This window comes from Enterobacter sp. JMULE2 (genome assembly GCF_013337145.1).
GTDB classification, from domain to species: Bacteria; Pseudomonadota; Gammaproteobacteria; order Enterobacterales; family Enterobacteriaceae; genus Enterobacter; species Enterobacter mori.
In genome coordinates, this window is record NZ_SGWD01000019.1 from 76,413 (window position 1) to 99,960 (window position 23,548).

Annotated in this window: 28 protein-coding genes and 4 pseudogenes; 8 read left to right on the forward strand and 24 right to left on the reverse strand. The window is 51.8% G+C overall.

Features of this window, described 5'->3' with window-relative positions; translation table 11 throughout:
* Window positions 1-23: 23 nt before the first annotated feature.
* The 10 genes from EXW94_RS27405 to parM all read right to left on the reverse strand — a co-directional run bounded on the left by EXW94_RS27405 (window position 24) and on the right by parM (window position 5,658).
* Window positions 24-434 (reverse strand): DUF1380 family protein, encoded by a 411-nt coding sequence (locus EXW94_RS27405; protein ID WP_174341650.1) that lies wholly within the window; start codon window positions 432-434, stop codon window positions 24-26.
* 42 nt (window positions 435-476) lie between these two features.
* Complete coding sequence (locus tag EXW94_RS27410) at window positions 477-905, reverse strand: antirestriction protein (protein ID WP_174341651.1); 429 nt, start codon at window positions 903-905, stop codon at window positions 477-479.
* A 356-nt stretch (window positions 906-1,261) separates the two neighbouring features.
* Window positions 1,262-1,423 (reverse strand): DUF1380 domain-containing protein, encoded by a 162-nt coding sequence (locus EXW94_RS28435; protein ID WP_254797920.1) that lies wholly within the window; start codon window positions 1,421-1,423, stop codon window positions 1,262-1,264.
* Between the two features lie 66 nt (window positions 1,424-1,489).
* A complete protein-coding gene (locus tag EXW94_RS28440) occupies window positions 1,490-1,684 on the reverse strand; it encodes a DUF1380 family protein (protein ID WP_254797921.1) in 195 nt (64 codons plus the stop codon).
* 55 nt (window positions 1,685-1,739) lie between these two features.
* Window positions 1,740-1,961, reverse strand: coding sequence for a hypothetical protein (locus EXW94_RS27420; RefSeq protein ID WP_013087144.1), 222 nt, complete (start codon window positions 1,959-1,961; stop codon window positions 1,740-1,742).
* The gene (locus EXW94_RS27425) at window positions 1,958-2,650 is read right to left on the reverse strand and encodes a DNA methylase (RefSeq protein ID WP_013087143.1); all 693 of its coding nucleotides are present in this window, start codon (window positions 2,648-2,650) and stop codon (window positions 1,958-1,960) included. The genes EXW94_RS27420 and EXW94_RS27425 overlap by 4 nt, the downstream gene beginning before the upstream one ends.
* Window positions 2,651-3,230: 580 nt before the next feature.
* The gene (locus EXW94_RS27430) at window positions 3,231-3,611 is read right to left on the reverse strand and encodes a hypothetical protein (RefSeq protein WP_174341652.1); all 381 of its coding nucleotides are present in this window, start codon (window positions 3,609-3,611) and stop codon (window positions 3,231-3,233) included.
* Between the two features lie 143 nt (window positions 3,612-3,754).
* On the reverse strand, window positions 3,755-4,018 hold the full coding sequence (locus tag EXW94_RS27435; protein WP_045295152.1) for a hypothetical protein: 264 nt from the start codon (window positions 4,016-4,018) through the stop codon (window positions 3,755-3,757).
* A gap of 3 nt (window positions 4,019-4,021) precedes the next feature.
* Entirely contained in the window at window positions 4,022-4,684 is a 663-nt protein-coding gene (locus EXW94_RS27440; RefSeq protein ID WP_174341653.1) for a plasmid partitioning/stability family protein, read from the reverse strand.
* 2 nt (window positions 4,685-4,686) lie between these two features.
* Window positions 4,687-5,658, reverse strand: a complete 972-nt coding sequence (gene parM / locus EXW94_RS27445) for a plasmid segregation protein ParM domain-containing protein (RefSeq protein WP_174341668.1) — start codon at window positions 5,656-5,658, stop codon at window positions 4,687-4,689.
* Between the two features lie 231 nt (window positions 5,659-5,889).
* Here parM and EXW94_RS27450 point away from each other — a divergent pair.
* From EXW94_RS27450 to repE, 3 genes and pseudogenes are all read left to right on the forward strand, one after another.
* Window positions 5,890-5,979: pseudogene (locus EXW94_RS27450) on the forward strand (peptidase); the annotation flags it as partial.
* 309 nt (window positions 5,980-6,288) lie between these two features.
* The gene (locus tag EXW94_RS27460) at window positions 6,289-7,560 is read left to right on the forward strand and encodes a Y-family DNA polymerase (protein WP_309232529.1); all 1,272 of its coding nucleotides are present in this window, start codon (window positions 6,289-6,291) and stop codon (window positions 7,558-7,560) included.
* A gap of 459 nt (window positions 7,561-8,019) precedes the next feature.
* Window positions 8,020-8,775, forward strand: a complete 756-nt coding sequence (repE, locus tag EXW94_RS27465; RefSeq protein ID WP_008502210.1) for a replication initiation protein RepE — start codon at window positions 8,020-8,022, stop codon at window positions 8,773-8,775.
* Between the two features lie 300 nt (window positions 8,776-9,075).
* Here repE and EXW94_RS27470 read toward each other — a convergent pair.
* From EXW94_RS27470 to EXW94_RS27495, 6 genes and pseudogenes are all read right to left on the reverse strand, one after another.
* Window positions 9,076-9,846 (reverse strand): annotated as a pseudogene (locus tag EXW94_RS27470) (hypothetical protein); the annotation flags it as partial.
* Window positions 9,847-9,905: 59 nt separating this feature from the next.
* Window positions 9,906-11,363, reverse strand: a complete 1,458-nt coding sequence (gene ltrA, locus EXW94_RS27475) for a group II intron reverse transcriptase/maturase (RefSeq protein WP_174340817.1) — start codon at window positions 11,361-11,363, stop codon at window positions 9,906-9,908.
* 419 nt (window positions 11,364-11,782) lie between these two features.
* Window positions 11,783-13,321, reverse strand: a complete 1,539-nt coding sequence (locus EXW94_RS27480) for an IS66 family transposase (RefSeq protein WP_174340683.1) — start codon at window positions 13,319-13,321, stop codon at window positions 11,783-11,785.
* Window positions 13,322-13,370: 49 nt separating this feature from the next.
* A complete protein-coding gene (gene tnpB / locus EXW94_RS27485) occupies window positions 13,371-13,718 on the reverse strand; it encodes an IS66 family insertion sequence element accessory protein TnpB (protein WP_174340682.1) in 348 nt (115 codons plus the stop codon).
* Entirely contained in the window at window positions 13,715-14,098 is a 384-nt protein-coding gene (locus EXW94_RS27490) for a transposase (RefSeq protein WP_174340681.1), read from the reverse strand. The genes tnpB and EXW94_RS27490 overlap by 4 nt, the downstream gene beginning before the upstream one ends.
* A gap of 84 nt (window positions 14,099-14,182) precedes the next feature.
* Window positions 14,183-14,776 (reverse strand): annotated as a pseudogene (locus tag EXW94_RS27495) (hypothetical protein); the annotation flags it as partial.
* A gap of 231 nt (window positions 14,777-15,007) precedes the next feature.
* Here EXW94_RS27495 and EXW94_RS27500 point away from each other — a divergent pair.
* Both EXW94_RS27500 and EXW94_RS27505 read left to right on the forward strand, forming a co-directional pair.
* On the forward strand, window positions 15,008-15,634 hold the full coding sequence (locus EXW94_RS27500) for a ParA family plasmid-partitioning AAA ATPase (RefSeq protein WP_008502208.1): 627 nt from the start codon (window positions 15,008-15,010) through the stop codon (window positions 15,632-15,634).
* Complete coding sequence (locus EXW94_RS27505; protein ID WP_014172326.1) at window positions 15,631-15,936, forward strand: hypothetical protein; 306 nt, start codon at window positions 15,631-15,633, stop codon at window positions 15,934-15,936. The genes EXW94_RS27500 and EXW94_RS27505 overlap by 4 nt, the downstream gene beginning before the upstream one ends.
* Window positions 15,937-16,061: 125 nt before the next feature.
* Here EXW94_RS27505 and EXW94_RS27510 read toward each other — a convergent pair whose 3' ends face one another.
* The 5 genes from EXW94_RS27510 to EXW94_RS27530 all read right to left on the reverse strand — a co-directional run bounded on the left by EXW94_RS27510 (window position 16,062) and on the right by EXW94_RS27530 (window position 18,323).
* Window positions 16,062-16,844 carry a site-specific integrase gene (locus EXW94_RS27510; protein WP_174341654.1) on the reverse strand — a complete coding sequence of 261 codons (783 nt, stop codon included), beginning with the start codon at window positions 16,842-16,844 and terminating at the stop codon, window positions 16,062-16,064.
* On the reverse strand, window positions 16,841-17,176 hold the full coding sequence (locus EXW94_RS27515; protein WP_174341655.1) for a hypothetical protein: 336 nt from the start codon (window positions 17,174-17,176) through the stop codon (window positions 16,841-16,843). Before EXW94_RS27515 ends, EXW94_RS27510 begins: the two co-directional genes overlap by 4 nt.
* Window positions 17,177-17,182: 6 nt before the next feature.
* Window positions 17,183-17,539, reverse strand: coding sequence for a hypothetical protein (locus EXW94_RS27520; protein ID WP_052978024.1), 357 nt, complete (start codon window positions 17,537-17,539; stop codon window positions 17,183-17,185).
* Between the two features lie 89 nt (window positions 17,540-17,628).
* Window positions 17,629-17,958 carry a hypothetical protein gene (locus tag EXW94_RS27525; RefSeq protein ID WP_174341657.1) on the reverse strand — a complete coding sequence of 110 codons (330 nt, stop codon included), beginning with the start codon at window positions 17,956-17,958 and terminating at the stop codon, window positions 17,629-17,631.
* 59 nt (window positions 17,959-18,017) lie between these two features.
* Window positions 18,018-18,323 (reverse strand): hypothetical protein, encoded by a 306-nt coding sequence (locus EXW94_RS27530; RefSeq protein ID WP_174341658.1) that lies wholly within the window; start codon window positions 18,321-18,323, stop codon window positions 18,018-18,020.
* 519 nt (window positions 18,324-18,842) lie between these two features.
* On the opposite strand from EXW94_RS27530, the gene vapB reads away from it, so the two are divergent.
* The gene (gene vapB / locus EXW94_RS27535) at window positions 18,843-19,073 is read left to right on the forward strand and encodes a type II toxin-antitoxin system VapB family antitoxin (protein WP_174341659.1); all 231 of its coding nucleotides are present in this window, start codon (window positions 18,843-18,845) and stop codon (window positions 19,071-19,073) included.
* A gap of 23 nt (window positions 19,074-19,096) precedes the next feature.
* A complete protein-coding gene (locus EXW94_RS27540; protein ID WP_174341669.1) occupies window positions 19,097-19,522 on the forward strand; it encodes a type II toxin-antitoxin system VapC family toxin in 426 nt (141 codons plus the stop codon).
* A gap of 1,095 nt (window positions 19,523-20,617) precedes the next feature.
* Here the strand turns inward: EXW94_RS27540 and EXW94_RS27545 are convergent.
* The 3 genes from EXW94_RS27545 to EXW94_RS27555 form a co-directional block, all read right to left on the reverse strand.
* On the reverse strand, window positions 20,618-20,830 hold the full coding sequence (locus tag EXW94_RS27545; RefSeq protein WP_202666455.1) for an ANR family transcriptional regulator: 213 nt from the start codon (window positions 20,828-20,830) through the stop codon (window positions 20,618-20,620).
* Window positions 20,831-21,131: 301 nt separating this feature from the next.
* A complete protein-coding gene (locus EXW94_RS27550) occupies window positions 21,132-21,524 on the reverse strand; it encodes a hypothetical protein (protein ID WP_174341661.1) in 393 nt (130 codons plus the stop codon).
* Between the two features lie 20 nt (window positions 21,525-21,544).
* Complete coding sequence (locus EXW94_RS27555) at window positions 21,545-22,477, reverse strand: LysR family transcriptional regulator (RefSeq protein ID WP_174341662.1); 933 nt, start codon at window positions 22,475-22,477, stop codon at window positions 21,545-21,547.
* Between the two features lie 381 nt (window positions 22,478-22,858).
* On the opposite strand from EXW94_RS27555, the pseudogene EXW94_RS27560 reads away from it, so the two are divergent.
* A pseudogene (locus EXW94_RS27560) lies at window positions 22,859-23,531 on the forward strand (IS5 family transposase); the annotation flags it as partial.
* Window positions 23,532-23,548 lie beyond the last annotated feature (17 nt).

Genomic DNA, 23,548 nt, shown 5'->3' on the forward strand with positions numbered 1-23,548 from the left:
AGGCAACGCCTCCGGTTTCTCTGTCAGGCATCGAGCGCTGCGCACAGGTTCAACATGACGTCGTTTTCTTCTTTCAGGGTTTCTTCTGCCGATCCGCCGCCATCCTCAGCGCATACGGCGATACGCTCCATTTCCTTCCCTGCAAGCTGCATCACCACCGCAAGCGCCGCTGCCGGAATGGTGACATTACGGTGTTTCCGTTTTTCTTCCACCATCACCTCAACAATGTTGTAGATGAGAGGGACACATCCGGAGGGATACAACTCTGCCTCCATTCTTTCCATCACCACGTCGATCTCTTCATCACTGAGATCCCAGTCATTGCAGAGACCGCGAATATCGTTCCGGCTCCAGCTGGCGAATACAAATTTCTCGCCGTCATTATCGTCATCACGCAGCATTTCGATGGCTATCTCTTTTGCTGTACCAATCATGTTTTTCTCCATTAGTCGGGCGGCATTGCCGCCCGTGGTGAATCAGTCAAGAGCACGCCAGATCGTGGCGCTTTCAGGATGGGTATCAGCAAATGCCATAAGCTGCTCATAACGGCGGCAGAAGTGGCGGCACAGCTCCTCATGGTCATGGTTACTGTGGTGCCAGCTCCGGTGATTCAGTACCAGCGCCGTGAGGATGATCCCCGCCACCTCCCCGCTGACAGTCTGCTCAAACCAGTTGTCCGGATTGCACAGGGTCAGGCTCTCCACGTCAGGCGCCATATACCCGCCACCTTCCGGTAGCCGGTAAAACTGCCAGAATCCCCCCTGATACTCAGGGCAGTAACGCTGGGCATAGGCGTACACGGATGCCTCGGACGTCATAAAATCGCCGCCAAACAAATCAGGCAGGAAAGTCAGGCGCTGCGCACCCTCAAGACGAACAGCATCACAGGTCATGGTCTGGTTCATAGATCCTCCACGGTTAACATATTCTCGGTTCCGGCATCGCCGTGACGACACGACAGACCGGCGAAAAGCGGAGGACACAGGGGCGACGCCGCAAGCCGCAGCGCAAAGCCTTCACGGGCTGAATGCACCGTGAAGGGTGCGAACGGGTGAGGACGGAGGCGTCAGCGAACCCTTGTGGCCGATGCGGCCGGGCTACAGTGAAGTCACGGCGCATGCCGTCACCGCACGGAGCTTCAGGGGAGTTTCATTGTCCCGACGTGGCCCGGAGGGCAGCGGCGGATAGAAGCGGAAGGCACTGACATCCTTTTCGCTGTGGATGTCCACCGGTTGCCGGGGCGTTACCCCGGCTCTTTCCCTTACGCGGCCAGCGTCTCCTGTAATGCGTGAACGTCCTTCAGCTCATTCCTGACGGATTCAGGCTCCTGCCGCCCGGCTTCCCAGGCCATACCGATCCGGTTTTCCAGCTCACATTCATAGTTACGCAGGACGCGGGACAGGAGTACCGCCGGAACACTCACCTGACGGTTTGCCGCTTCCCGCTGACGGGCCAGGAGATCGCTGACAGTCAGATTATTTACCCCCTCCTAGCGGTATTGCGTCATTTTCATTTCGCCGATCGCCTTCATCAGATTCCGGATTTCAGCCCCGTCCGGTTCTGGCTGGGCTTCACGGCAGGCCACGCTAATCCCCTCTTCCGTCCAGACCAGCAGGACCAGGGGTTCGTCAAACGTGAACATGTTTTCAAGCTGTACACAAAGTTCTTCGCGGGTTCCGTACATCGTTTGTTCTCTCTTGTAAGGGGTTACAGGCCGGGCATCAGCCCGGCAGGGTCAGTCAGTCCTGAAAGGTTTCGTCCAGCACCAGGGCTTCGCGGTAGGCTTCAAGAAGCAGGGTGTTGATCCGGCGCAGAGTCTGCGCAGCCATACGTTCGGTAAGCGTTGCCGCGTCGTGCCGGTGCTGCGATTCGAGGCGGTTCAGCAGCATCCGCACGTCACACATGGCATTGCTGAGCGCGGCCACGTCCGCGCGCAGGTGTTCAAGGCCCGGGTAGTTCATGCCGCCTCCGGCCAGTCGGGGTAAAACGCGCCGTCATTGGCCGCCGGCATCCTTCTTGCCCGTTCAACCTGTGCCAGACGTCGAACGCCGGCGGCGTGGTACTGCTCAAGCATCTCGATCCCGATATAGCGGCGGCTGGCTTCGGCGGCGGCCACGCAGGTGGAGCCGCTGCCGGCGAACGGGTCAAGGACAATAGCCCCCGGACGCGTGAGCGATTCAATCAGCGGCCGCAGGCTCTGCACCGGCTTCTCCGTCGGGTGATGTCGGTTGCCCGTGTATTTCCAGGGGATCACGTCCGGGATGGGACGGTCCGGGGTTTGCGGCCTTCCCTTCGCCAGCAGGTAGGCGCTCTCATGGGTGTAACCCACGAACGTCGATTTTGAGGCGTAGCTCTTGGCAAAGACGATATGGCCAACCACCCGGAAACCGGCCGTTTTCCACGCATTCAGAAACAGATCCGCGCGGTTCCAGGCATAGAAACTCACCATCAGGCTGTCATTTTTCAGCACGCGGTACATTTCATGACAGGCGGGCTGGAGCCATTCTGCTGAGTTGTCCCCGGCCAGGGTACGACCGGTACGGTCCTTATAGCCAACCAGATACGGTGGATCGGTAAGAATAAAATCGACGGCACGCGCCGGAAAACGGGACATCACCTGCACGCAGTCACCCAGAATAAAACGGGACATAGACACACTCCTCTCTGATATGCGGCACCCTCTTGCGCCGTGCCGCCACAAAAACCCGGCGGAAAGCGGAGGGCGCAGGGGCGACGCCGCAAGCCTTTCACGGGCTGAATGCACCGTGAAAGGTGCGAACGGGTGAGGACGGAGACAACGTGAACCCTTGTGACCGCAGCGGCCGGGTTAGCGTGAAGGCACGGCGTTGAACACGCCGCCGGCTGGCGGCAATAAGGCGGAGGGAACCGACATCCTTTGTTACCGGTTCTGGTAGCTGATGAGTCAGACAGGGTATGGCAGAATGCACATGATAATGGATTCGCGCCGTTATCTTACATGTGTGCCTTTGATTTCAGGACGTCCCCGACCGGAGACGTCTTTTTTTGAGTCGGATATATGGCAGGTGAAAGTGTGAAGTGATTGTGTGATTATCAGCGCTGAAAACATCTTAAGGGTTTTCACCTGTAACGAATTGCATGGCTTCAGGACACCCCTCCCCGGATGGTGTCCTTTTTTTCAGCGCCCCTTACAGGATTGAGAGAATGCCAGCCGAAGATTGGAATCTGGAAGTGGGCAGCTGGCACGAAACTTATTTAACTGTTTTGCAGGCTGAGACTAACGATGATCGGAGTACGCGAAACTCTATCACGTCGTTACGCCCGAGGAGCTTGAGAGCGTCTGGGGAACAGGCCATTGCAGCCTTCAGTGCCAGTGAAATGGCGAGGCTGCGGTAGCGGTTTTGCAGCATGATGGGGGCATCAGCAGGCACTGCGTCAGACACCTGTAGATACGCTTTCCATGCATCTGGCTGTGCCAAAGCATCACGTTCCACAGCTTCGAGCTGGTCTTCACGTTCCTTTTGCTTTTTCGTGGCCATCTGGTCAAGAACCGCCACTGTGGCTGCGGCATTCACCGCACCAGGCATTGCCAGTGTGAGCGCCACAAACAAAATTGCAGTATTACACTTCATTTGTCTTCCTCATTGTGTTCATCTCCCTTATGTCCTGACAGTTCAACAGCCCGCTGGCCGCGCCAGCGTCAGCCCTGCGCTCTTAACCTTTTGCATCAGTCCCTCCCTGGCTGTCTGATTACCATTCTGAATGATGTTCCTGCTCAGGATCGGTTCTTCGGCTTTTTATCGTCAAACGCCAGGAGAACACCGAGGCCGATCAGCGAGGCGTAGCATACCTGCATCGCAATTGTCACCGGCAGGGAGATATTATCAACCAGAACACCGGGAACCACGACGGCAACGCCTGCCAGTATCATTCCCCTGCCGGTCTTTTTGACCCGTTCCGGCCACTGAGATTCAGGCACGTTCCGGGCGCGCAGAAAGTTATGAATGCACTGCTCTGCTTTTTGTTTAATCACTGACATGTTCTAGTCTCCGAATGCCCGGCGCATATTTTTCTTTATCCTGGTCGCTTCACCGGATACCGGTGCGGCAGGCTCTGCTGGTTTCTCCGGTACTGCAGCTTTACTCACGCCAGCCGTACCGGCCATCTGCTGAACAAGAACCTGCAGCTCGCTGACCGTGCCGGGCGGTACCGGCATGCTGGCCAGCAGACGCGGCAGCTCCGGTGCGGTCGTATGCAGGGCCAGACCGGTGATAATCAGGTTTCTCAGCAGCTCTCCGCGCAGGCGGGATGACACGCCCGTCAGCACACGCTCAACCCGTTCACTGCTCCGGTCATCCTGAAGCGTCAGGGTGTAACGCCGGCGCTGGTATTCCGTCTCCGGTGACATGGCCAGAGCCGCCACGCCACCATCAGGCTCATCAGGAAGTCCTGAGAGTGAAGACCAGGTGCCGGAGACCAGGGCCATCACGGCACAAAGCCGGATGGCGCTCAGATGCCCGTCAAAGAACACCGGGATCAGCGTCGGTAAACGGGCATCCGTCTGGTACATCACCGCCCCGGCGGTGGCGGCGGTCCGGATGAAGTCACCGCGCAGGGGCTGTGAGATGGTGCTGATGGTCGCCATCGCCGCGATGTCGGTGCGATCGTCGCTGTGCAGATAGAAAGAATACTGGCCGTCCGGCACGTTTAGTCCTCTTTATTGTAAAGGGCAATCTCTCTGGCCAGCGCCAGCTGCGGATCGCCGATAACCTCGATACGGTCAGGAGCCAGAGGCCAGGCCTGACGGATAGCCTCTTCAATGAGGGATGCCCCTCCCCCGACCAGGAATACCCGGTTAACGTTCCTGAAGGCCGTCAGCTCACTGGTGACACGCGCGCCCAGGGAAGTGATTGCCTCTGTAATTTTGTTCAGAACATCGTCAATTTTTCCGGCATCGTTGATCACTCGCTGCAGATACTGACGATCATTGCGGTTGCGGATGACCGTGTCAGCAATAAGCGCGCTGGTTTCGCTGTCTGCAGCCCGCAGCGCGCCTGCAGCTGCGCGGGTGACCTGTGACACGCCGACAGACGGATTGCCGTGTACCGCACTGATATCATCAAACTGTCCGACAATTACGCCGGCATCGAGCGTGGTTCCGCCGAGATCGATAATCAGGGTGGTCTCAGCGGGTCCGGGCTTCAGCTCCGCGAGACGGGAGAACGCCGCCGGCAGTGATTCCGGCATCACCGTCACGTTCGTTACGGTAAATGCCCTGCCCTTATTCAGAACCAGCTCACGCATCAGGTTTTCCCGTTTGCGTCGGATGTTCTCCTCGTTCCGCTGGCAGTCCCCGTCATAATACTCGCTCAGGGGCAGCGTCACGGTCAGGCTCACCGGCTGCGGCTCAAGTCCGCTGTTCAGCAGGGCATGATGCACGGCCAGCAGGTTGAGATCACCGTACTGGTATTCCACGTTTGTTGTCGGGATGGCATCCCGGCTGACGCTGTCCCAGGTGTATTTCAGCGTGCCCACCTGATAGTTGAACGTTGCGGCACTGAATTCCGCCACTTTCCAGCCATGCCGGAAGGAGTTAGCTGAAACCCGGGTCTGCAGCTCGTTTCCTTCAAACCATGCCAGCTTAACATTAGTTGAACCATCATCGCAGTAAATATTCATCATTATGCTCCGTCAATTAAACTCAATTTGATACATATTATAAGAGCAAAATGGCAAAATAAAAGCCTTATTTCTCATTGTGAGTAATTTAAATATCTCAAAATGATATTAAATAGCATTTTGAGTAACTTAGGTTACTCACCCTGTACATGAAGCAGGTGATCTGGATTATCCTCACGCTGTTAAATATACTGTATGTATAACCAGTATATTTTGACGTCAGGAGGAAAGATGAAACTGCAGCTTTTCAGCACCGGGAAAGAAATCCCGCCACAGGCCCACCCGTTGTTTGCAGACCTGGCCAGCTGCGGTTTTCCCAGCCCAGCGGTTTTCCCATCTCGTCCAGGTTGTCAATCTCAGCAACCTAACCGAATTCTCAATCTTCTCAGGTGGTTGGGAACCAGAAGACATCGCAATCAGCCTCTGGCCACATTGACAATTGTCAGTGCGTTAAAAGCGCTTAACAGTAATGGGAGCGTTATATCCATAGGCGGCAGAGCGCGTTCTCCTGACTGCTCTTTTGCACCTTTCGTTGCTTAGAAGGAGTGACAAGAAATGGGAAGAATGCCCTCATATGGGAATCCTGCAGCTGACTATGTCGAGTCCGACCTGGATCTCCATGATTACTGCATACGGCACCCGAGCGCGACTTACTATCTCCGTGCCAGCTGCGAACGTGTTTTCCGCCCTGATTTGAAAGGAAAGCCGGTTGTAGTGCTCAGTAATAACGATGGCTGCGTCATCGCAAGAAGTGCCGAGGCAAAGCCCTGGATCAAAATGGGCACGCCGTGGTTTCAGATGAAAAACGAAAAGTACCCGGAAAAAATATACGCGTTCTCAAGCAACTATGAACTTTATGCCTCGATGTCAGCGCGCGTGATGAGCTGCCTGGAGGAGCTGGCCCCCAGGGTGGAACAGTATTCGATTGACGAGATGTTCCTCGACCTGACCGGCGTTGAGCACTGCATGGACCTGGAGGGCTTCGGCCGGCAGCTGCGCCAGCACGTGTATGACTGTACCCGTCTGACCATCGGCGTGGGTGCCGGGCCGACGAAAACCCTGGCAAAATCAGCCCAGTGGGCCTCAAAGGAGTGGAAACAGTTTCGTGGTGTGCTCGCCCTGACCAGGGGGAATCCTCAGCGAACGCGGAAACTGCTTTCACTGCAGCCGGTCGAAGAGATCTGGGGCGTGGGAAACCGTATTGCACGCAAACTTAATGTACTGGGTATCAGAACCGCGCTCGATCTGGCTCTGACGAACCCGGCCTTTATACGCAAAAATTTCTCCGTCGTTCTCGAGCGAACAGTACGCGAACTGAACGGGGAAAGCTGCATGTCGCTTGAGGAAGCACCACCGACGAAACAGCAGATCGTCTGCAGCCGCAGCTTTGGAGAGAAAATCACGGAGTACGATTCGCTCCGCCAGGCTGTCTGTCAGTACGCAGAGCGGGCCTCAGAAAAGCTGCGTAAAGAGCGCCAGTATTGCCGGCATATTTCCGTATTCATCAAAACGTCTCCGTTCGCCGTTAAAGAGCCTTACTACGGCAACGTGGCCACGGAGAAACTGCTTACCCCCACTCAGGACACCCGGGACATCATTGCGGCCGCCACAACGGCTCTGGAGCGTATCTGGAAGGATGGGCACCGGTATGCTAAAGCCGGTGTGATGCTGAATGACTTCACCGGCTCCGGCGTTTCGCAGCTGCAGCTGTTCGACGAACGTCCTCCACGTCCTCACAGCGCTGAGCTGATGAAGGTTCTCGATGGCATTAATCATTCCGGGCTGGGACAGGTCTGGTTTGCCGGACGAGGGATAGCGCCATCCTGGCAAATGAAACGTGACATGCTCTCCCCTGCGTACACCACCCGCTGGAAAGATATCCCCGTTGCAAGGATCAGTTAAATTTCGCTTTTCAGAGAGAGCCAGTAGTGCTCGCCGCAGCCGAACGACAGGGCGAAGCCCGCGAGTGAGCGAGGAAGCACCAGGGAACTGCACTGACAAATTCTGCTTACGCTCGAATTCTAAAGGTTAGCTCCTTAAAGTTTATCCACTTATCCACTTATCCACTTATCCACGGACATATTTTTATAAGATCTTTTTAATAGGTTGTTAGGTTTACCTTTTTAGAACTCCTCTCAGCCCTTTATTCATGCGGGTTTGAGAAGGATCATTGTGACAACTTGCCCTTTCAGTGTGACAAATCACCCTCAACCTCCCTCTTAAATGGTGACAGATTGCCCTTAACCCTGTGACAAATTGCCCTCATGATTTGCTGTATTCCACAAAGTTATCCCAACCTGTTGACTCTTTTTCAATTAGTGTGACAATCTAAATTCCTGTCACACTTTACACGGACCTGTCATGACGGAAGTTGCGGTTATCAACCATAAAAAACGTAAGAATAGCCCGCGAATTGTCCAGTCAAACGAACTGACTGAGGCGGCATACAGTCTTTCTCGCGATCAAAAGCGTATGCTTTATCTCTTTGTGGACCAGATCAGAAAATCTGACGGTACGCTCCAGGAGCATGACGGGATATGTGAAATTCAGGTCGCCAAGTATGCGGAAACCTTCGGGTTGACCTCCGCCGAGGCCAGCAAAGATATCCGTCAGGCTCTCAAGGGATTCGCGGGTAAAGAAGTGGTCTTTTATCGGCCTGAAGAGGATGCCGGGGAAGAAAAAGGTTATGAGTCCTTTCCCTGGTTCATCAAACGTGCCCATAGTCCCTCCAGAGGGCTTTACAGCGTCCATATTAACCCGTACCTCATTCCTTTCTTTATTGGCCTTCAGAACCGTTTCACACAGTTCCGACTAAGTGAAACGAAAGAGATCACAAATCCCTATGCCATGCGCCTGTACGAGTCACTATGCCAGTACCGTAAGCCGGATGGCTCTGGCGTGGTATCCCTGAAAATAGACTGGATCATGGAGCGCTATCAGCTTCCGCAAAGTTATCAGCGTATGCCGGACTTTCGCCGTCGGTTCCTGCAGGCGAGTGTCGATGAGATTAACAGCAGAACGCCAATGCGCCTGTCTTATATCGAGAAAAAGAAAGGCCGCCAGACGACTCATATAGTCTTTTCTTTCAGCGACATAATGTCGATCACACCTGAGTGAGCTTTGAGGGTGATTTGTCACAATTAGCAGGGTGGTTTGTCACACTAGAGTTAAAGCTCTCAGGGTGATTTGTCACAGAAAAGTTTGCCTTCCTTTGCCCTGACTGGTTTTCAGGAACTAAATGGTACCTATTTTATGCTTTAGAAACACTTAATGAGGGCAATTTGTCACACTTAGTTCAGTGCAGCTTGTCACATTTCCCCTCAGCCCTGAGTGTCGTTTGTCACACTTAAGAGCGCCCTTTCCACTTCTGGCTGAGGGTGTATTGTCACTATTTGAATTCAAAACCGCTGCCTGTAACTATTGGTGCATTTTCCCTGCACTAAAAATGTGTTTGAGCAGGCAGCTGTTAAATGTCCTGTCTGAATATTCTGGCCAGCCCGGAGGATCAGTTAAGAGCACACCTTCCTGCTCCATCCAGCTATGTGTTTGTAGTTTACGCTCGACATACTCCTCGGATTCAGAGCCCATTGTTTCGATGATGAAAGTGGTAACTGTGTTTTCATTGCTCGGAACCACATTCAGTATGAAGTCAGGATGAATGACCTCCTCCACCCCATTTTTAGTGCTTTTAGACGTAAAAAGTGGCTTGCTGAGGCTGATAGCATCCGGATGATTTTCCTGACGGCCAGCATAGCTGCTAGCGTTTATTATTACCTTCAGTGTGTCGCGTTCTTTGTTGCTATCCACAGGCACAGGATTATCAAGCGTATACGCGGCATGCGCATAGCCCTCATGGCAGTAAATCTTACCATCCCTACCTCTGCGGTATTCCAGAATTGCCCAGTATGGGGCCCGACTGCCAGTGTTGTAGGTGCTTTCTCCATTGATACTGACTCGGGCTTCAGGCCTATGGATAAAAGTATTACTACGAACGCTAAAGGTTACTTCTTCCCGATTGGCATCGGTCGCAATACCAATGATATACACGCATGCCTCCTTATCACTGCTATCAGTCTGCAGTGAAATTTCCAGCTGAGTCAGCATGTCGTTAATCCGTTCGAGGGACAGCCAGGGCGCGCAACTGAACAGCATATTAAGCTGTCTTCCATTGCCCATTGTATGTTCATCCGGTTGCGGTAGGAATAGCCGTTACCGGCTACCCCCCGCGCGGATCCGGACGTGCGCTGCTAACGCATCCGGCTCTTACCTTGGGTTCTGGCGTGAAAGCGGTGCATTGGGTGCGGGTGGACAATTCTGGGGGCGGGTATCCAGCGTTTGCACAACTCTCTGAAGCGTTTCCATGTCATTCGGTGCCTCTGACTTCTCCGTTTCAGTGACTTCAGCCACAACTTTTTCACTTCCTCCACGAACCGGGTCAGCGCTCTGCTGTTGAAGGGGACACCGTAATAATTGATGTGCCCCTCAACCACTCGCCTTAACCATCGGCCTGTTGCGGCCGGTTTCTCGTGAAGTCGCTTTCGAAGTGTCTGTTTGATTGCCTTCAGTTGTGCCAGACGACGGCTACGTTTGGTCTTGCGCATCACCACCGTGTTGCCTGCCCGGTTTTGTCCAACGTAGTGGGTAAATCCCAGAAAATCAAACGTTCCGGGCTTTCCCTGCTCTTCCCTGTAGTGGCTCAGGGCGAAACGCCCAAAGCGTACCAGTCGGGTTTTCTCCGGATGGACTTTCAGACCAAATTTCCCCAGCCGCTGTTTCAGAGCTGACAAGCACTCCCGGGCATCCCGGTGCTTCTGGAATCCCAGCACAGCGTCGTCAGCATACCTGACCATCACCACGTCCCCCTGCGCATACTTTCGGGTTTTGTTCATCCACTGATCGAAGCTGTAGTGCAGGTAAATGTTAGCAAGTATCGGTGAGCACACCGCGCCCTGCGGGACGCCGACGCGCGAACGCTGCCGGTGTCCGTGTTTATCCCTTACTCCAACCGTGATCCACTGTTTGATCAGCCTCAGTATGCGCTCGTCCCCGATCCGGTGCCGGAGAAACCGGAGCAACCAGTCATGTTCCACGGTATCGAAGAACTTACTGATGTCCAGATCCAGCACCCAGTTTACCTTTCGCGTCATAATCGCCGAATGCAGGGCATCCAGTGCGTCATGCTGACCTCTTCCCGGTCTGAATCCATAGGAAAACCCCAGAAAATCAGCCTCGTAGATTTGGTTCAGCACCGTCACCATCGCCTGCTGTACGATTTTGTCCTCCAGACACACAATGCTCAGCGGTCTTTCTGACCCATCTTCTTTGGGGATGAACACCTGCCTTGCTGGCAGGGGTCTGTACTGCCCCCGCTGAAGTCTGCCGTGGAGTGCTCTGAGATTGTCATGCGCGTTCTGCGCATAGCTGTCCCATGTCACTCCGTCGCAGCCCGGTGCAGACTGACGTTTGAGTTGATGGAAGCTCTGCATCAGCAGCGCTTCGCTTATGTGGTGGAAGAGACTGGTAAACTGTTGATGTTTATCCCTTTGTGCAGCTTCCCGCACAGCCAGCAGACGTGACGTCGTATTTCCCCGGCTCTGAGTCCGGATACGGTCGTGCTGTTGGCTGTTCCCCTTGGTCACGGGCCTTCCCTCCGTCAATTCCGCCACACTGTTACATGTTTTGTTCACTGATTTCTCCGGTACTATGCCCGTGTCCGACTTCCTGAACTCCGTTGCACCTTGTCTTTACGCTTTAGTACAGCGGCCCGCGACTGCGGGGCTGGTTCAGGATCTCCCAGGTTCCGTCTGACGAACTTCTCCACATGCGCCGGGTCTCCGACCCCGGGAGGTATGAACACGTCTCGCCATGATGACATGTCCATTATTGGTTTCTGCTTCGCTTAACAACATCACCACCTCCAATTAGCTTGTATTTCGTGGCTCAATACCGGGCCTGTGGATGCCTTCGCTAACACTTCACGTCAGAAGTTACCCGCTGCCGCGCATAGCTAAAGGACCGGGCGAGTGGCTGGCTCTTACCCGGGAGGGACTTTCACCCTCTGTTCTGTCACCAGCTTATCCTGGCGTACTAAGCGTCCAGCGAGGACCGTATTGACAGGGATGTGTTACTCAGTTGGCAGTACTACGCGCCAGGGGAGCAGTTCGCTGACCCGATTGACCGGCCAGTCAGCAATAACGTCAAGGAGATGGCGAAGGTAGCTTTCTGGCTCCACACCGTTCAGTTTGCACGTCCCGATCAGGCTGTACAGCAGTGCACCGCGCTCTCCGCCATGATCCGAGCCGAAGAACAGGAAGTTCTTCCGACCCAGACTCACCGTCCGCAGGGCATTTTCAGCGATGTTGTTATCTGCTTCAGCCCAGCCATCCTCTGTATAGTACATCAGTGCCGGCCACTGGTTCAGTGCATACGTGAACGCTTTCGCCAGTTCTGAGTGTCGCGACAGCGTTTTCATTTTTTCACGCAGCCAGCTTTCCAGGGCTTTCAGCTGTGGTTTAGCTTTTTGCTGACGTTCAGCAAGGCGCTGTTCTGCTTGCATTCCCCTTATTTCCGCCTCAACAGTATACAGCTCGCCGATACGTTTCAGGGCTTCCTCCGTCAGTGCTGACGGGGTGCGGACGTGTACGTCGTGGATCTTGCGCCGGGCGTGAGCCCAGCACGCGGCTTCCGTTATTTTTCCATTGCGGTACAGCTCGTTGAACCCGGCGTACGCGTCCGCCTGCAGCACGCCGCTGAAGCCGGCAAGATGGGTCTGCGGGTGGAGGCCTTTTCTGTCCGGGCTGTAAGCGAACCACACCGCCGGCGCGACTGCTGAGCCGGCGTTGCGGTCATCACGAACGTACGTCCACAACCGCCCGGTCTTTGTCTTCTTGTTACCCGGCAGCAGCACCTGAACGGGGGTATCATCGGCATGGAGTTTGCCGCCAGTCAGGACATAGTTCTGAAGCGCCTCTTCCAGCGGGGACAGCAGCCGGCAGCATGCATCCACCCAGCCCGACAGCAGTGAACGGCTCAGTTCCACACCCTGGCGGCTGTATATTTCGGACTGACGGTACAGCGGCGTGTGCTCTGCGTACTTTGAGGTCAGGACGCGGGCCAGCAGCCCCGGTCCGGCGATACCCCGCTCGATGGGCCGCGAAGGTGCGGGAGCCTGCACGATAGCATCACATTTTGTGCAGGCGTGTTTTTCCCGCACCGTGCGGATAACCCGGAAGGCGCTGCGCATCAGTTCCAGTTGTTCGGCGGTATTTTCACCCAGGTAGCTCAGCGCACCGCCGCAGTCCGGGCAGCACGGCTCTGTCGGCAGCAGCCGCTTTTCATCACGGGGGAGTGCTTCAGGGAACGGTTTGCGGGTACGGGTCTGACGCAACGGGCGTTGCACTGCCGGATCATCCACCCGTCCGGTCAGCGTATCACTTTCTTTCTGGAGCCGGTTCAGGTCAGCTTCCATCTGTGCGATACGGCGGGATACCTTTTCAGAACGGCTGCCGAAGTTCATCCGGCGGAGCTTATCCAGCTGCGCCTGCAGATGATCTATTTCACGTTCCCGGTTGCTCAGCTTTTCCTGCAGGGCGTGGATCAGTGCTTCCTGTTCGGCAAGGCGCTGTTTCAGCAGAAGGATGTCGTCAGAAGAGGTGTCGTTCATAAGCCCGTATTTTACCAGGCTTATTCTGCAACAACCAGGATAAAGAGGCCTACAGCATGGTCAGGGAGGTCAACAACCGCTTAGGTTGCCGCCAGTCGATGCCTTCCATCAGCATCGCCAGCTGCGCCGGGGTCAGGAACACTTTGCCATCGCGGGCTGACGGCCAGGCGAAGCGCCCGCGCTCCAGCCGTTTGGTCAGCAGGCACAGCCCGTCGCCGGTGGACCACAGCAGTTTGACCTGACTGCCGCCACGTCCCCGGAAGATGAAGACATGGCCGGACATTGGGTCGTCTTTCAGCGCCGTCTGCACCTTTGCGGCCAGGCCGTTGAAGCCGTTGCGCATATCGGTAATACCGGCAACCAGCCAGATTTTAGTGCCTGCAGGAAGATTTATCATACGGGCCCCCGCATCAGTTCGCGCAGGACAGTGGTGATGAGTTCATTTGAGGGATGAGTCAGCGTTATCTCTCCGCCACGACATCTTATGTGACAGGCAGTCTGAGGTGAACAGGATGGTGGTTCGGACGTTGGGGAAGATGGCTCTGCCCGAAGCTGCACGGGTATGAGAGCAGGAAGGGACGATGAGTTTTTCCGTGGATGGCAGACACGTCCTTCACGCTGCCAGAGCCTTATCCATTTAAAGAGCAGGTTGTCATTGACGTCATGTTGCCGGGCCAGCGCAGCAACACTTCCTTCTTTTTCAAGTGCCAGCCTGACCAGTTCCATTTTAAACTCAGGGGAATATCGTTTTCGGGGAAGTCTTTCTTTGGCGCGCATTAGGTGTCCACCTGCAAAATAAGTGGGGGCTTAAGTTACAGGATCGTGGTTTCAGAGCCAGACGGTATTGAGACGACGCTTACGTTCATCCAGAACTTCTTTTATTCTATTGACCGAACCGACTAACCCCTGACTTTTATATTCAGGTACTAGTTCAAGTTGGTTCAGGCCAGCTGCCTGAATGAGAGTCAGCAATTTTCGGCCCAGAGCCGGAATGGGTTTAAGTGTTTTGCGTCGACGCTTACGGGGCACTACCGGCCCTTCCACAGCGTTGATTTTGTTGTCTTTCTTCTTGTCAGGTAACCAGTCATTCCCGCCAACCGGATTTAATGGGCTGGTTTTTCCTTCAGTGATAGTGTTATCAGCATCCTTACTTTTCTTTAGCCTGAACAAAGGGCACTGTTCATCATGCTGTCTTGTCGTCTTGACGTGGCGTAACCTGGCAACGTTAACCTCGCAGTTAAAAGGACCTTCAATGTTCGGGTCATGTTCGACGCAATCACATTTTAACCACAGCTTACGGCGGTCCATTTCTTCAAGCACAGAATTTGCTATACGTAAATCAGCCTGAGCGGGTTTTCGACTGTTGCTGAAAACATGCAGCAATGCCTCTCTCTCTGCCAGATTCAGTTTCCTTTCAAGCCTTCCCCTTGGATTTTTTTTCCACACAAGGTCCATTGATTTACTCCTTCACTCAAAAGTGTGATTATGATATCAAGATAATATCTTGATATCATAATAACTTGTTAAGATAGCAAGGCGTTTAAGATTAATCATATCTTGTTGAATTACATTACCTTATTAACATAACAAGTTAACATGATAGCAAGATGCAAGCGCCGGAGATATTGAAAATTATTTTTTAATATCCTATTATCTTAATAAGATAATAAACAAGGTGTGCGGAATATGATCATTGTTCTTGGTAGTCAAAAAGGTGGAGTAGGTAAAAGTACGCTCGCAGTTTCTATCGCTGCATATCTTATGGCGCTAGGAAAGCGAGTTCTCATTGTAGATGCCGACGATCAAAAATCAGTACTGACCTGGTATAACAATCGACCAGAGAACTTGCCTCATATGCCTGTGACTGGAGCGTCCGGCAACATCAAAGCTATGCTAAAAGAGCATGAAAAATCTTATGACTTTGTAATCGCCGATTGTGCTGGCCGTGACAGTGCAGAGATGCGAAGCGGATTAATGGCTGCAGATGTGTTTATTTCCCCTTTACGACCGTCCCAAATGGATTTGGATGTCGTACCACATACATGCTCTGTTTTTACTGCAGCTAAAGATTTCAACGAGTCTGTACGTGGGTATTTAGTGTTGAATATGACACCAACTAACATGTTCGTTAATGAAGCTAATCAGGCAGCGGATGTTCTCAAAGACTTTCCGGAAATGAATCTGTCTAATGCTCGCGTGTGTGACAGAAAAGCTCACAGGGATGCCTGGGCCGAATCAATGACTATTTTTGAAACACAGAACATCAAAGCCCAAGAAGAAATTGAAGCTCTGGTTAAGGAGATCATTCTGTGAGGAATAGAGCACATACACCGCCAAGAGACGAAGCTTCGTTTATAAACGGAGGCACAGCTGGCCTCACTGCAAAAAATCCAGATGAACCAAGTAATAAATCTGCGACTAGTAAAGCAAAACCAGTCAGTATCTCTCTTGCTGAAGAGAATCTTAACTCAATCGATAATGTCATTAAGGAAGAGATGTTATCAGGGAACAGGAGAGTAAATAGATCCGATGTAGTTAGAGCTGCAGTGATGGCATTAGAAAATTTATCACGAGAAGAAATCTCTCAACTGATTGAAAAATCGAGATTAAAGTAATAATAACTTAATAACTTAATAACTTGTGAAGTTGGTAGTTAAAGTTGGCATGATTACTAAGTTAATCAGATAGTAAGATGGTAAGATAATAAGATACTAACTTACCATCTTGCTACCTTGCTATCTTAGTCACCTGTTTTTTTAAGCAACGCCACCGCCTCATCGCCCGGCATCTGGAACTGCACCCGGTGCCGTGCTGCCACATCCAGCGCAAACACCTTCGTATACACCTCCGTCGAGCTGATGCTCTTATGTCCCATTAAACTCTGCAGCACCTTCAGCGGTATGCCTGCGTACAGCATGTGCATCGCGTAGGAATGGCGGAATGTGTGCGGGGTCACCGGCACGGAGAACGTCACCCCATCGGCCGCAGCCGTTTCAACCGCTTCGCTGAGCCAGGTGCGGACCGTCCGATCGGTAATCTCCCAGATACGTGCCTTCTCGGTTCTGCCGCTTCGCTTGTTACGACGTTCAAGAGGTATTTTCAGCGTGGCCACCATCATCTCCAACTGGCTGACATAGTTCGCATCAGAAAGCGGAACCAGGCGATGCGTCTGACTGCCGGCAGGCGAACGGCCGGCCGTTCGGGCCGCTTTTTCCGCCCGCTGCTTGAGTGTGGCCAATTGCACGAACGGGTAGGGCGGCGCCAGAGAAAAATCACTCCGGGTCAGCGCCAGAGCCTCGTTAATGCGCGCGCCGGTATTCCACAGGGTGGCCAGCAGCATCTTGCGGTGGAGGTCGGGTACATAGTGGAGCAGGGCACTCACTTCGGGCGCCAGCAGATATTTCGGCAGTTCGTCCTGAACGAGCGCCATCTGGCGCAGGGCCAGTGCGGCAGGGTAGTCGATGGCCACCGGCAGCTGTGCGGCAGAAAAGGAAACGCCCTGGCCTGGTATTGCCGGCATCATTGCTTGTTGTCCCTGCCGGACAGGTATTGCTCTGTAAGTCGTGCCATTGCTTTCTGCGCGTAATCCTCGCCCGGGAGCACACTGATTTCTCCCCGGCGTTCCATCTCGGCGCCGATGGCGCTGAGTGTCGTCGCTACCGGCAGCAGCCGGCGCAGCTGCAGGGCGTGCCCGCATGCGGAACGGATGCGATCGGCAAAATCATCCTCATCGCGGGAATATGTTCCGGGTGCCGGCCGTTCCCGGCCATCCTTTTCTGACTGCAACTGCTGGCACAGCGTCAGCAGTTCAATGATCTCTTCTGCCGCACGGGCAGCCACCAGGTCATGGTTCATTCCGGCTTATCCTAATTTGCCAAACAGCTGAGGCAGTTCATCAAACAACATCACATGACGGGTGCGCTTTCCCTTGAAAATGCGCCTCATCATTGGCGTGAAATCCGCAGGCTCCCAGCCATAGGGCCACGTATAGAAGATTCCGGCTTTCAGCGTGTTATCCGGTCGCTCAGGGCCAGCGACGATACGTCTGACCTCCCTGCTCAGCGCCTCACCGCGCAGGCCGTACTGGCCCAGGTAACGACGCAGCCGCGTTCTCGGCATCCGTGGATCGGATTTCACATAAGCATTAGTATCCATAAACTGCGTAACGTTGATGATATTACTGCCGTACTTTCGCATGGTGCTGAAAGCGGTGGCCATCACGTCCGTTTCTGTCTGAGGTTCATCATCGGTTCGGTTCATCTGGTTTCCTGTTAACCGGGTTAAAGGTTGTTGCGGGGTCCGATCGTCTAAGCTGATGCGGTGCCTTCCCGCAACGACCTGAAGGCATGCAGGGCATCCGCCCTGGAGAGCAGCTCGATACAGTCCCCGCACTGCGGGTCTATCTCTTCGTCAGTGGCCTCGTTATACCGCATGCGCAGCCGCCATCCCTTCATCGGAGGCGCGTTCTGTATGGCCAGCACCATCCCTTCCGGCGACAGCAGCTCACGGAGGGTGTAGCAGGCGCCGATCCGGGTCGAGTCCCGCAGCCACATCACGGGGTACTCACTGACCAGCTGGTCATACACGCATTCCGGCGTATGGAAGTAATTCCCGTCCGCCCTGCATAAATCACACATAGTCTTTCCTTTAATGAGGTATCCCGCCAGGCATTATCAGTTCATGGCCAAAGGAGGTATTAACCGTAGAGCGTGCAATAATGAAACAGAGCATCCTTATCCAGTTCATCATCGAAATGTGATGGCTCGCTTCCTGGCGGCCGCGGAAAGACTACCGCAGCCTTATCCGTAACATCCCAGCCTTTGGTGTAAACATCGAGATCATTCCGGGCCACAACATAATCGTCCCAGGTCACAATCTGACACACCCCCTGTTTACGTCCTTTCGGTACCGGACCACGCCACCACAATTTTTCATGACCCAGGGCGATAAGTGCCGCGTGCATTTCAATGAGGGTGATCTTCTTACGCGCAGCTGATGCCATACAAAATCCTTCCCCTATAAATAGTCACTCAGAGTAATTATGATGTGCAGCACAACTGACTGCGAACAGGACTGCATTAGTCACCCACCTGAATATTGCTCTGCTTATTTTTTCCTGTCGTGAATATCATCAGAATGATAATAATCAGCCTTATAACCACGCCATTAAATTACCGGATGACCGTTTCCGGGTGATCCGACTTTCCTGTATATGAAGACTTTCCGGAAGTGTAGCACGGTGAGGGAATAAGCAAAGCGGCAATATCTGCCCCTGCGCGCCAGGTCACTGCACTGTGGATAAACACAACATATAGGTTCATCACCAGCTGATAACACCGCTACATCTTGTGTTTCCGCGCCGCAGCGCGCCGGTGCACCTGAGGAAGATCCGGAACTACCTTTTTCCGGATCTTCCGTGAAAAAGTGAGAACCTGGCATATGCTCAGCCTGTGCACACACCCGGTGCCTGAACCTCATTCCGGATATGCGCCACATATCCACTTTTAGTCGGAAGAGAAAGATGAGAACCGTATCCATTTTTAAAAACGGCAACAACCGCGCCATCCGTCTGCCCCGCGATCTGGATTTTGAAGGGGTGAGCGAGCTGGAGATCGTCCGGGAAGGGGAAAGCCTCATCCTGCGCCCTGTCCGGCCAACCTGGGGCTCGTTCGCGAAACTCGAAAAAGCCGATCCGGACTTTATGGCGGGGCGTGAGGACGTTGTCGGCGACGAAGGACGATTTGACCTGTGAAGAAGACAAAAGACCGGATCTACATGCTCAACACCTGCATCTGCTCGTTCATCATGCGCGAGCAGCCGGCCGCCGTGATAAAACGCCTGGAGCAGGCGGTGCTGCGCAACCACCGCATCGTGGTGTCAGCCATCACCTGGGCCGAGATATCGCAGGCAGCCGCGCTGGCCGGCCCGGCGGTGGTGAATCTGGCGGAAGCGCTGGCCGCCCGCCTCGATGCCATCCTGCCCTGGGATCGCGCGGCGGTGGACGCCACCACGGAGATTAAGGTGGCGCTGCGGCAGGCCGGGACGCCGATCGGCCCGAACGCCACGGCGATTGCCGGGCACGCCATTGCCGCCGGTGCGGTACTGGTGACCAATAATGTGCGGGAATTTGAACGGGTGTCGGGTCTGGTGCTCGAAAACTGGGTAAAAAAAAAAAAAAAAAAAGGACCAGGGTATGAGTGAACTGAAAACACAGAACCCGGCTCAGCCGCTGTCCTGCACTTCAGAACTTCGCGACAAAATATGCAGTGTTTATTTACTCTCATGATGAAAACCATGAGCTTTTCAGGACTGACGATTCGGTAACTTTCAGGATCATAAAGACTGTTTAGCGGGGCAGAGTATCTCCGGGCTGTCGGTCTTTATTTTACATGCAGCAAAAGGCCAGTGAAGTCTTTCGGATACTGACGATGACATAACAAGCACCGAATTAAACCGACGATGATAACTATCGGTACTTCCGGAATGAGGACTCAGTAAATGAATTCATGCAGGAGCCCGACATCACCACCCGGGTGACAGTCTTATATCTCTGCCCCTGAGCCATAAGCATTTATCCTCATATAAAAACGCCGGGAGGATACACCAGAACGTATTGCCACGCGGAAACAGAACGATCGCGCCCGGCAACGCGTAATACGCTTCATACTTGAACTCTGCAGAAAACGCTTAACGCCTGCAACCCCATTAAGCCATCCCTAAAGGCTGCGGGATATCCTATCACCTCGTTGTAATGCATTCCATAACCCGGCATAAAATATCACCAGCGATATACTACAGTGTATTAAAAAAAGGTGCGCGCAGTCATTCCATCATGCAATATCTGAGTGTCTGATGCGTATAATAATGCCTGTCCGGGATTAACTATTTACAGCCGCCCCCGTGCGGCTTTTTTTTATATTTTACAACGTAAAATCATGCTGTGATATTTTATTCCTTCAGCAACAGAGACAGATCATCCTTTCACTGGAGGCATCTGATGAAGAGCCTGTAACGCATTTCGCGTCCTTCAAATAAAAAATTCTTACCAGTGACCGAACCTGAAACAGGCATTCATTACCCGCATCGGGTACTACATCCCCCCGTTATTGCAGAAATAAGTCGTGTTGCCTGCAACAACAGTAAATTATTACATCAGGGATCACAGAACTCAGCGTGTATAATTTAAAGAATTATTAAATACAACATGACAACCGCGCTGGTTTACTGATGATTATCTTTTAAGTATCACGTAAGCGGGCACGTTTTTTATATTTTCAGCATTCCGGATGGAAAAACTCATACATGCCTGTTAAATTTTTTCCGTCCTTGCAAACTGATAATTTGTTGTTCGCAAAAATTCTTACGCGCAGTCGCCCATTCTGAGTTTACGCTGAAACGAGCGAGCATGGATGCTTCTTGCCAAAAAAAAGCTGCTTCACGAAAGTTCTCTGCTTGCTCTGCACCTGCAGCTCTTTCAGCAAGGTGAATAAATTCACTTTGTACTTTCACAACCATCCCCTCAGTTGATAACATATAAAATTAACGGTCAGTAATCTGAAAAAATCAGTCATACATTACTGCTGACAAGCAGGTTGAAACCTTTTTAATATAAAAACTAAACGATGAAAAAACAAAAGCAAAAATCACAAAAAAGTATATCATTTTAAAAACCATAAGACAGCGCTCAGATATGCATTATGCATATTCAAAGCATTCATCATAACTTATTATTTAAGTTAAGTGCGTATGAAAAGCAGGGTTGAGCCAGGATGCAGATATCAGGATACTGGTTCCGGCATATCTTAAAAAGTTATAATTCCTGAATCGACTCCCCTGTGTTAATCTTTAAATAGCGCATGAGGCCTTCGTTTGCGCTATTCTTCGCCTGTGCATTAAGGGCTTCAAGGTAAAAGCTTCTTGATACATCGTAGGGAGCAAGATTCGAAGGAAGAACCCTGAATTCATAGAGCGTATTGTTATTCGCCCCCCGGCATACAAGCCTGGCATTATTGCCGACAATGTCAGCGACTGCACACTCGACAGGACCATAAACACTTGATAAATATGATTGAGTTTTTTCTTTTGCATCATGCAAATAAGCCAGTTCATTATTTTCATAATAACATAAGAAACTTAACGAAATAACAGCGGCAACAAGGGTTATCATGCCACAGGTTTTTTCAAATAAAAGTTTATTTGACATGTTAAACACTCCGGTATTTATTATTTATATTCATTGAAGTAATCCCCTACTATACGAGTTATCAGGTCACTGAGCAGACAAATACGGTAAGGGAGATAGGCCTTTTGCTTATACACCATGTAAATACTGCAATCTGCAGTTATGGATTCCGGTAATGTATTTATGAGATTTTGGTCTCCCTGCTCATTAATCAGTGCTTGCGGCGCAAGTACCAGCAAATTGTTTTGCTTTGCTATTTCCACTCCAGCCATGAAATTATCCACAGTGCACATTCCAGTGACTTCTATTTTAATTTCCATTTCATTTTCAGTATCACGAAAGGTCCATTCATTTTGATTTCTGGCATACCCTGACATCAGTACGCAAGGATATTTGCTGTAGTCCTCTGCTTTTGTTATCGATATATTTCTGGAATATTCTTTATTACAGTAAACACCTAATGGTATGGTGGCTATTTTTTTTGCAACGAGCAATTCATTAAGCGGAGAAAAATAGGTAAATGAGATGTCCGCATCATCCATAACAGAAATCCCCCTGCTGTTAACTGTCCCTCCCTGATTGCAGGTATTAAGCCTTATATTAAGGTTCGGACTTGCTTTTATTATTTCTTTTAAAAAATATCTTGAAAAAAAATATATAACACCTGACGGTGCATATATATTAATTTGCTCGCCGGTTGATTTTTTATAGTTTTCTGTAAACGCAGACAGTTCATCTATGGCTTCCAGATTTTTAAGTATCAGTGGTATTAATTGATCGCCAAATTTTGTTGTTTTGATTGGCCTGGTGTCACGTTCGAATATTTTCAGACCTATTCTTTCTTCTATAGTGGTTATCGTTCTGCTCAGATTAGCCTGGGCTATGTTAAGGTTTTTTGCCGCTGTGCTGTAGCTTCTGTGCTTGGTAAGCTCTACAATTGCACTGAGCTCGTTTTTTTTGAATGCATGTTTCATTTTAAATTCCGCCTGTATTATTTCGCACTCACTACCGTCATCAAGAAAAAGTCAATCCATAAAGACCATGATAAGATTAAAAAATGAGTGATAAAAACTAGCATGGCCGCATTTCTGTCACAGCATCATTTATCAGCAATCATATTACAGAAGTTAAAAGAACTAAATTAGCACATATTTGATATTTTAAAGTGACCGCAATGATATATTGTAATTCTGATTTATATAAGATGTTGCGAGGGTCACATTTTTATGTTTTTCAGTTGCACAGTAACGATAATTATTATCTTTTTCTCAGGGAGTGCGGTTTGTTGAATACATCGAACTTTTGCTGACACGCAGGATCAGATCACTCTCCTTCTGACTAAACAGCGATATACCGTGGCAAAGCCAAAGTTCAAGTTCAAGAGCACCAACTGGAAAGCTTACAGCAAGGCCCTTATCACTCGAGGATCTCTCACTTTCCGGGTGGATGAAACAGCAATCCATGCCTGGCACTGCGAGGCAACATCGTCCGGGCGGGGTCGAACGCAGCATTATTCCGGTATGGCCATCACCACGGTATTGATGCTGAAGCGTGTTTTCGGCCTGACACTTCGTGCCCTCCAGGGCTTCATCGACTCCATTTTCGCACTGATGAAAGTGCCGTTAAACTGTCCTGATTACATCTGCATCAGCAAGCGGGCGAAATCCGTGAATATCCCGTTTAAAATCCCTGCCCGGGGTAAAATTGTGCACCTCATTATCGACTCCACCGGGCTCAAAGTCTTCGGTAAAGGCGAGTGGAAGGTGAAAAAACACGGTCAGGAGAAACGGTGCATCTGGCGAAAACTGCACCTGGCGGTAGACGCGAAAACGCATGAAGTCATCTGTGGAGACCTGTCATTGAGCAATATCACCGATACGGAAGCCTTTCCGGGCCTTATTAGGCAGACGCACCGTAAAATCAAGGTGGCCATCAGCGGATGGGGATTACGGTACGCAAGTGTGTCACGATGAGTTAAGACGCAACAGAATCAAGTCGTTGATTCCGCGCAGAAGCGGAGCCCGCTATTAGGCTGTGTCCCTTAA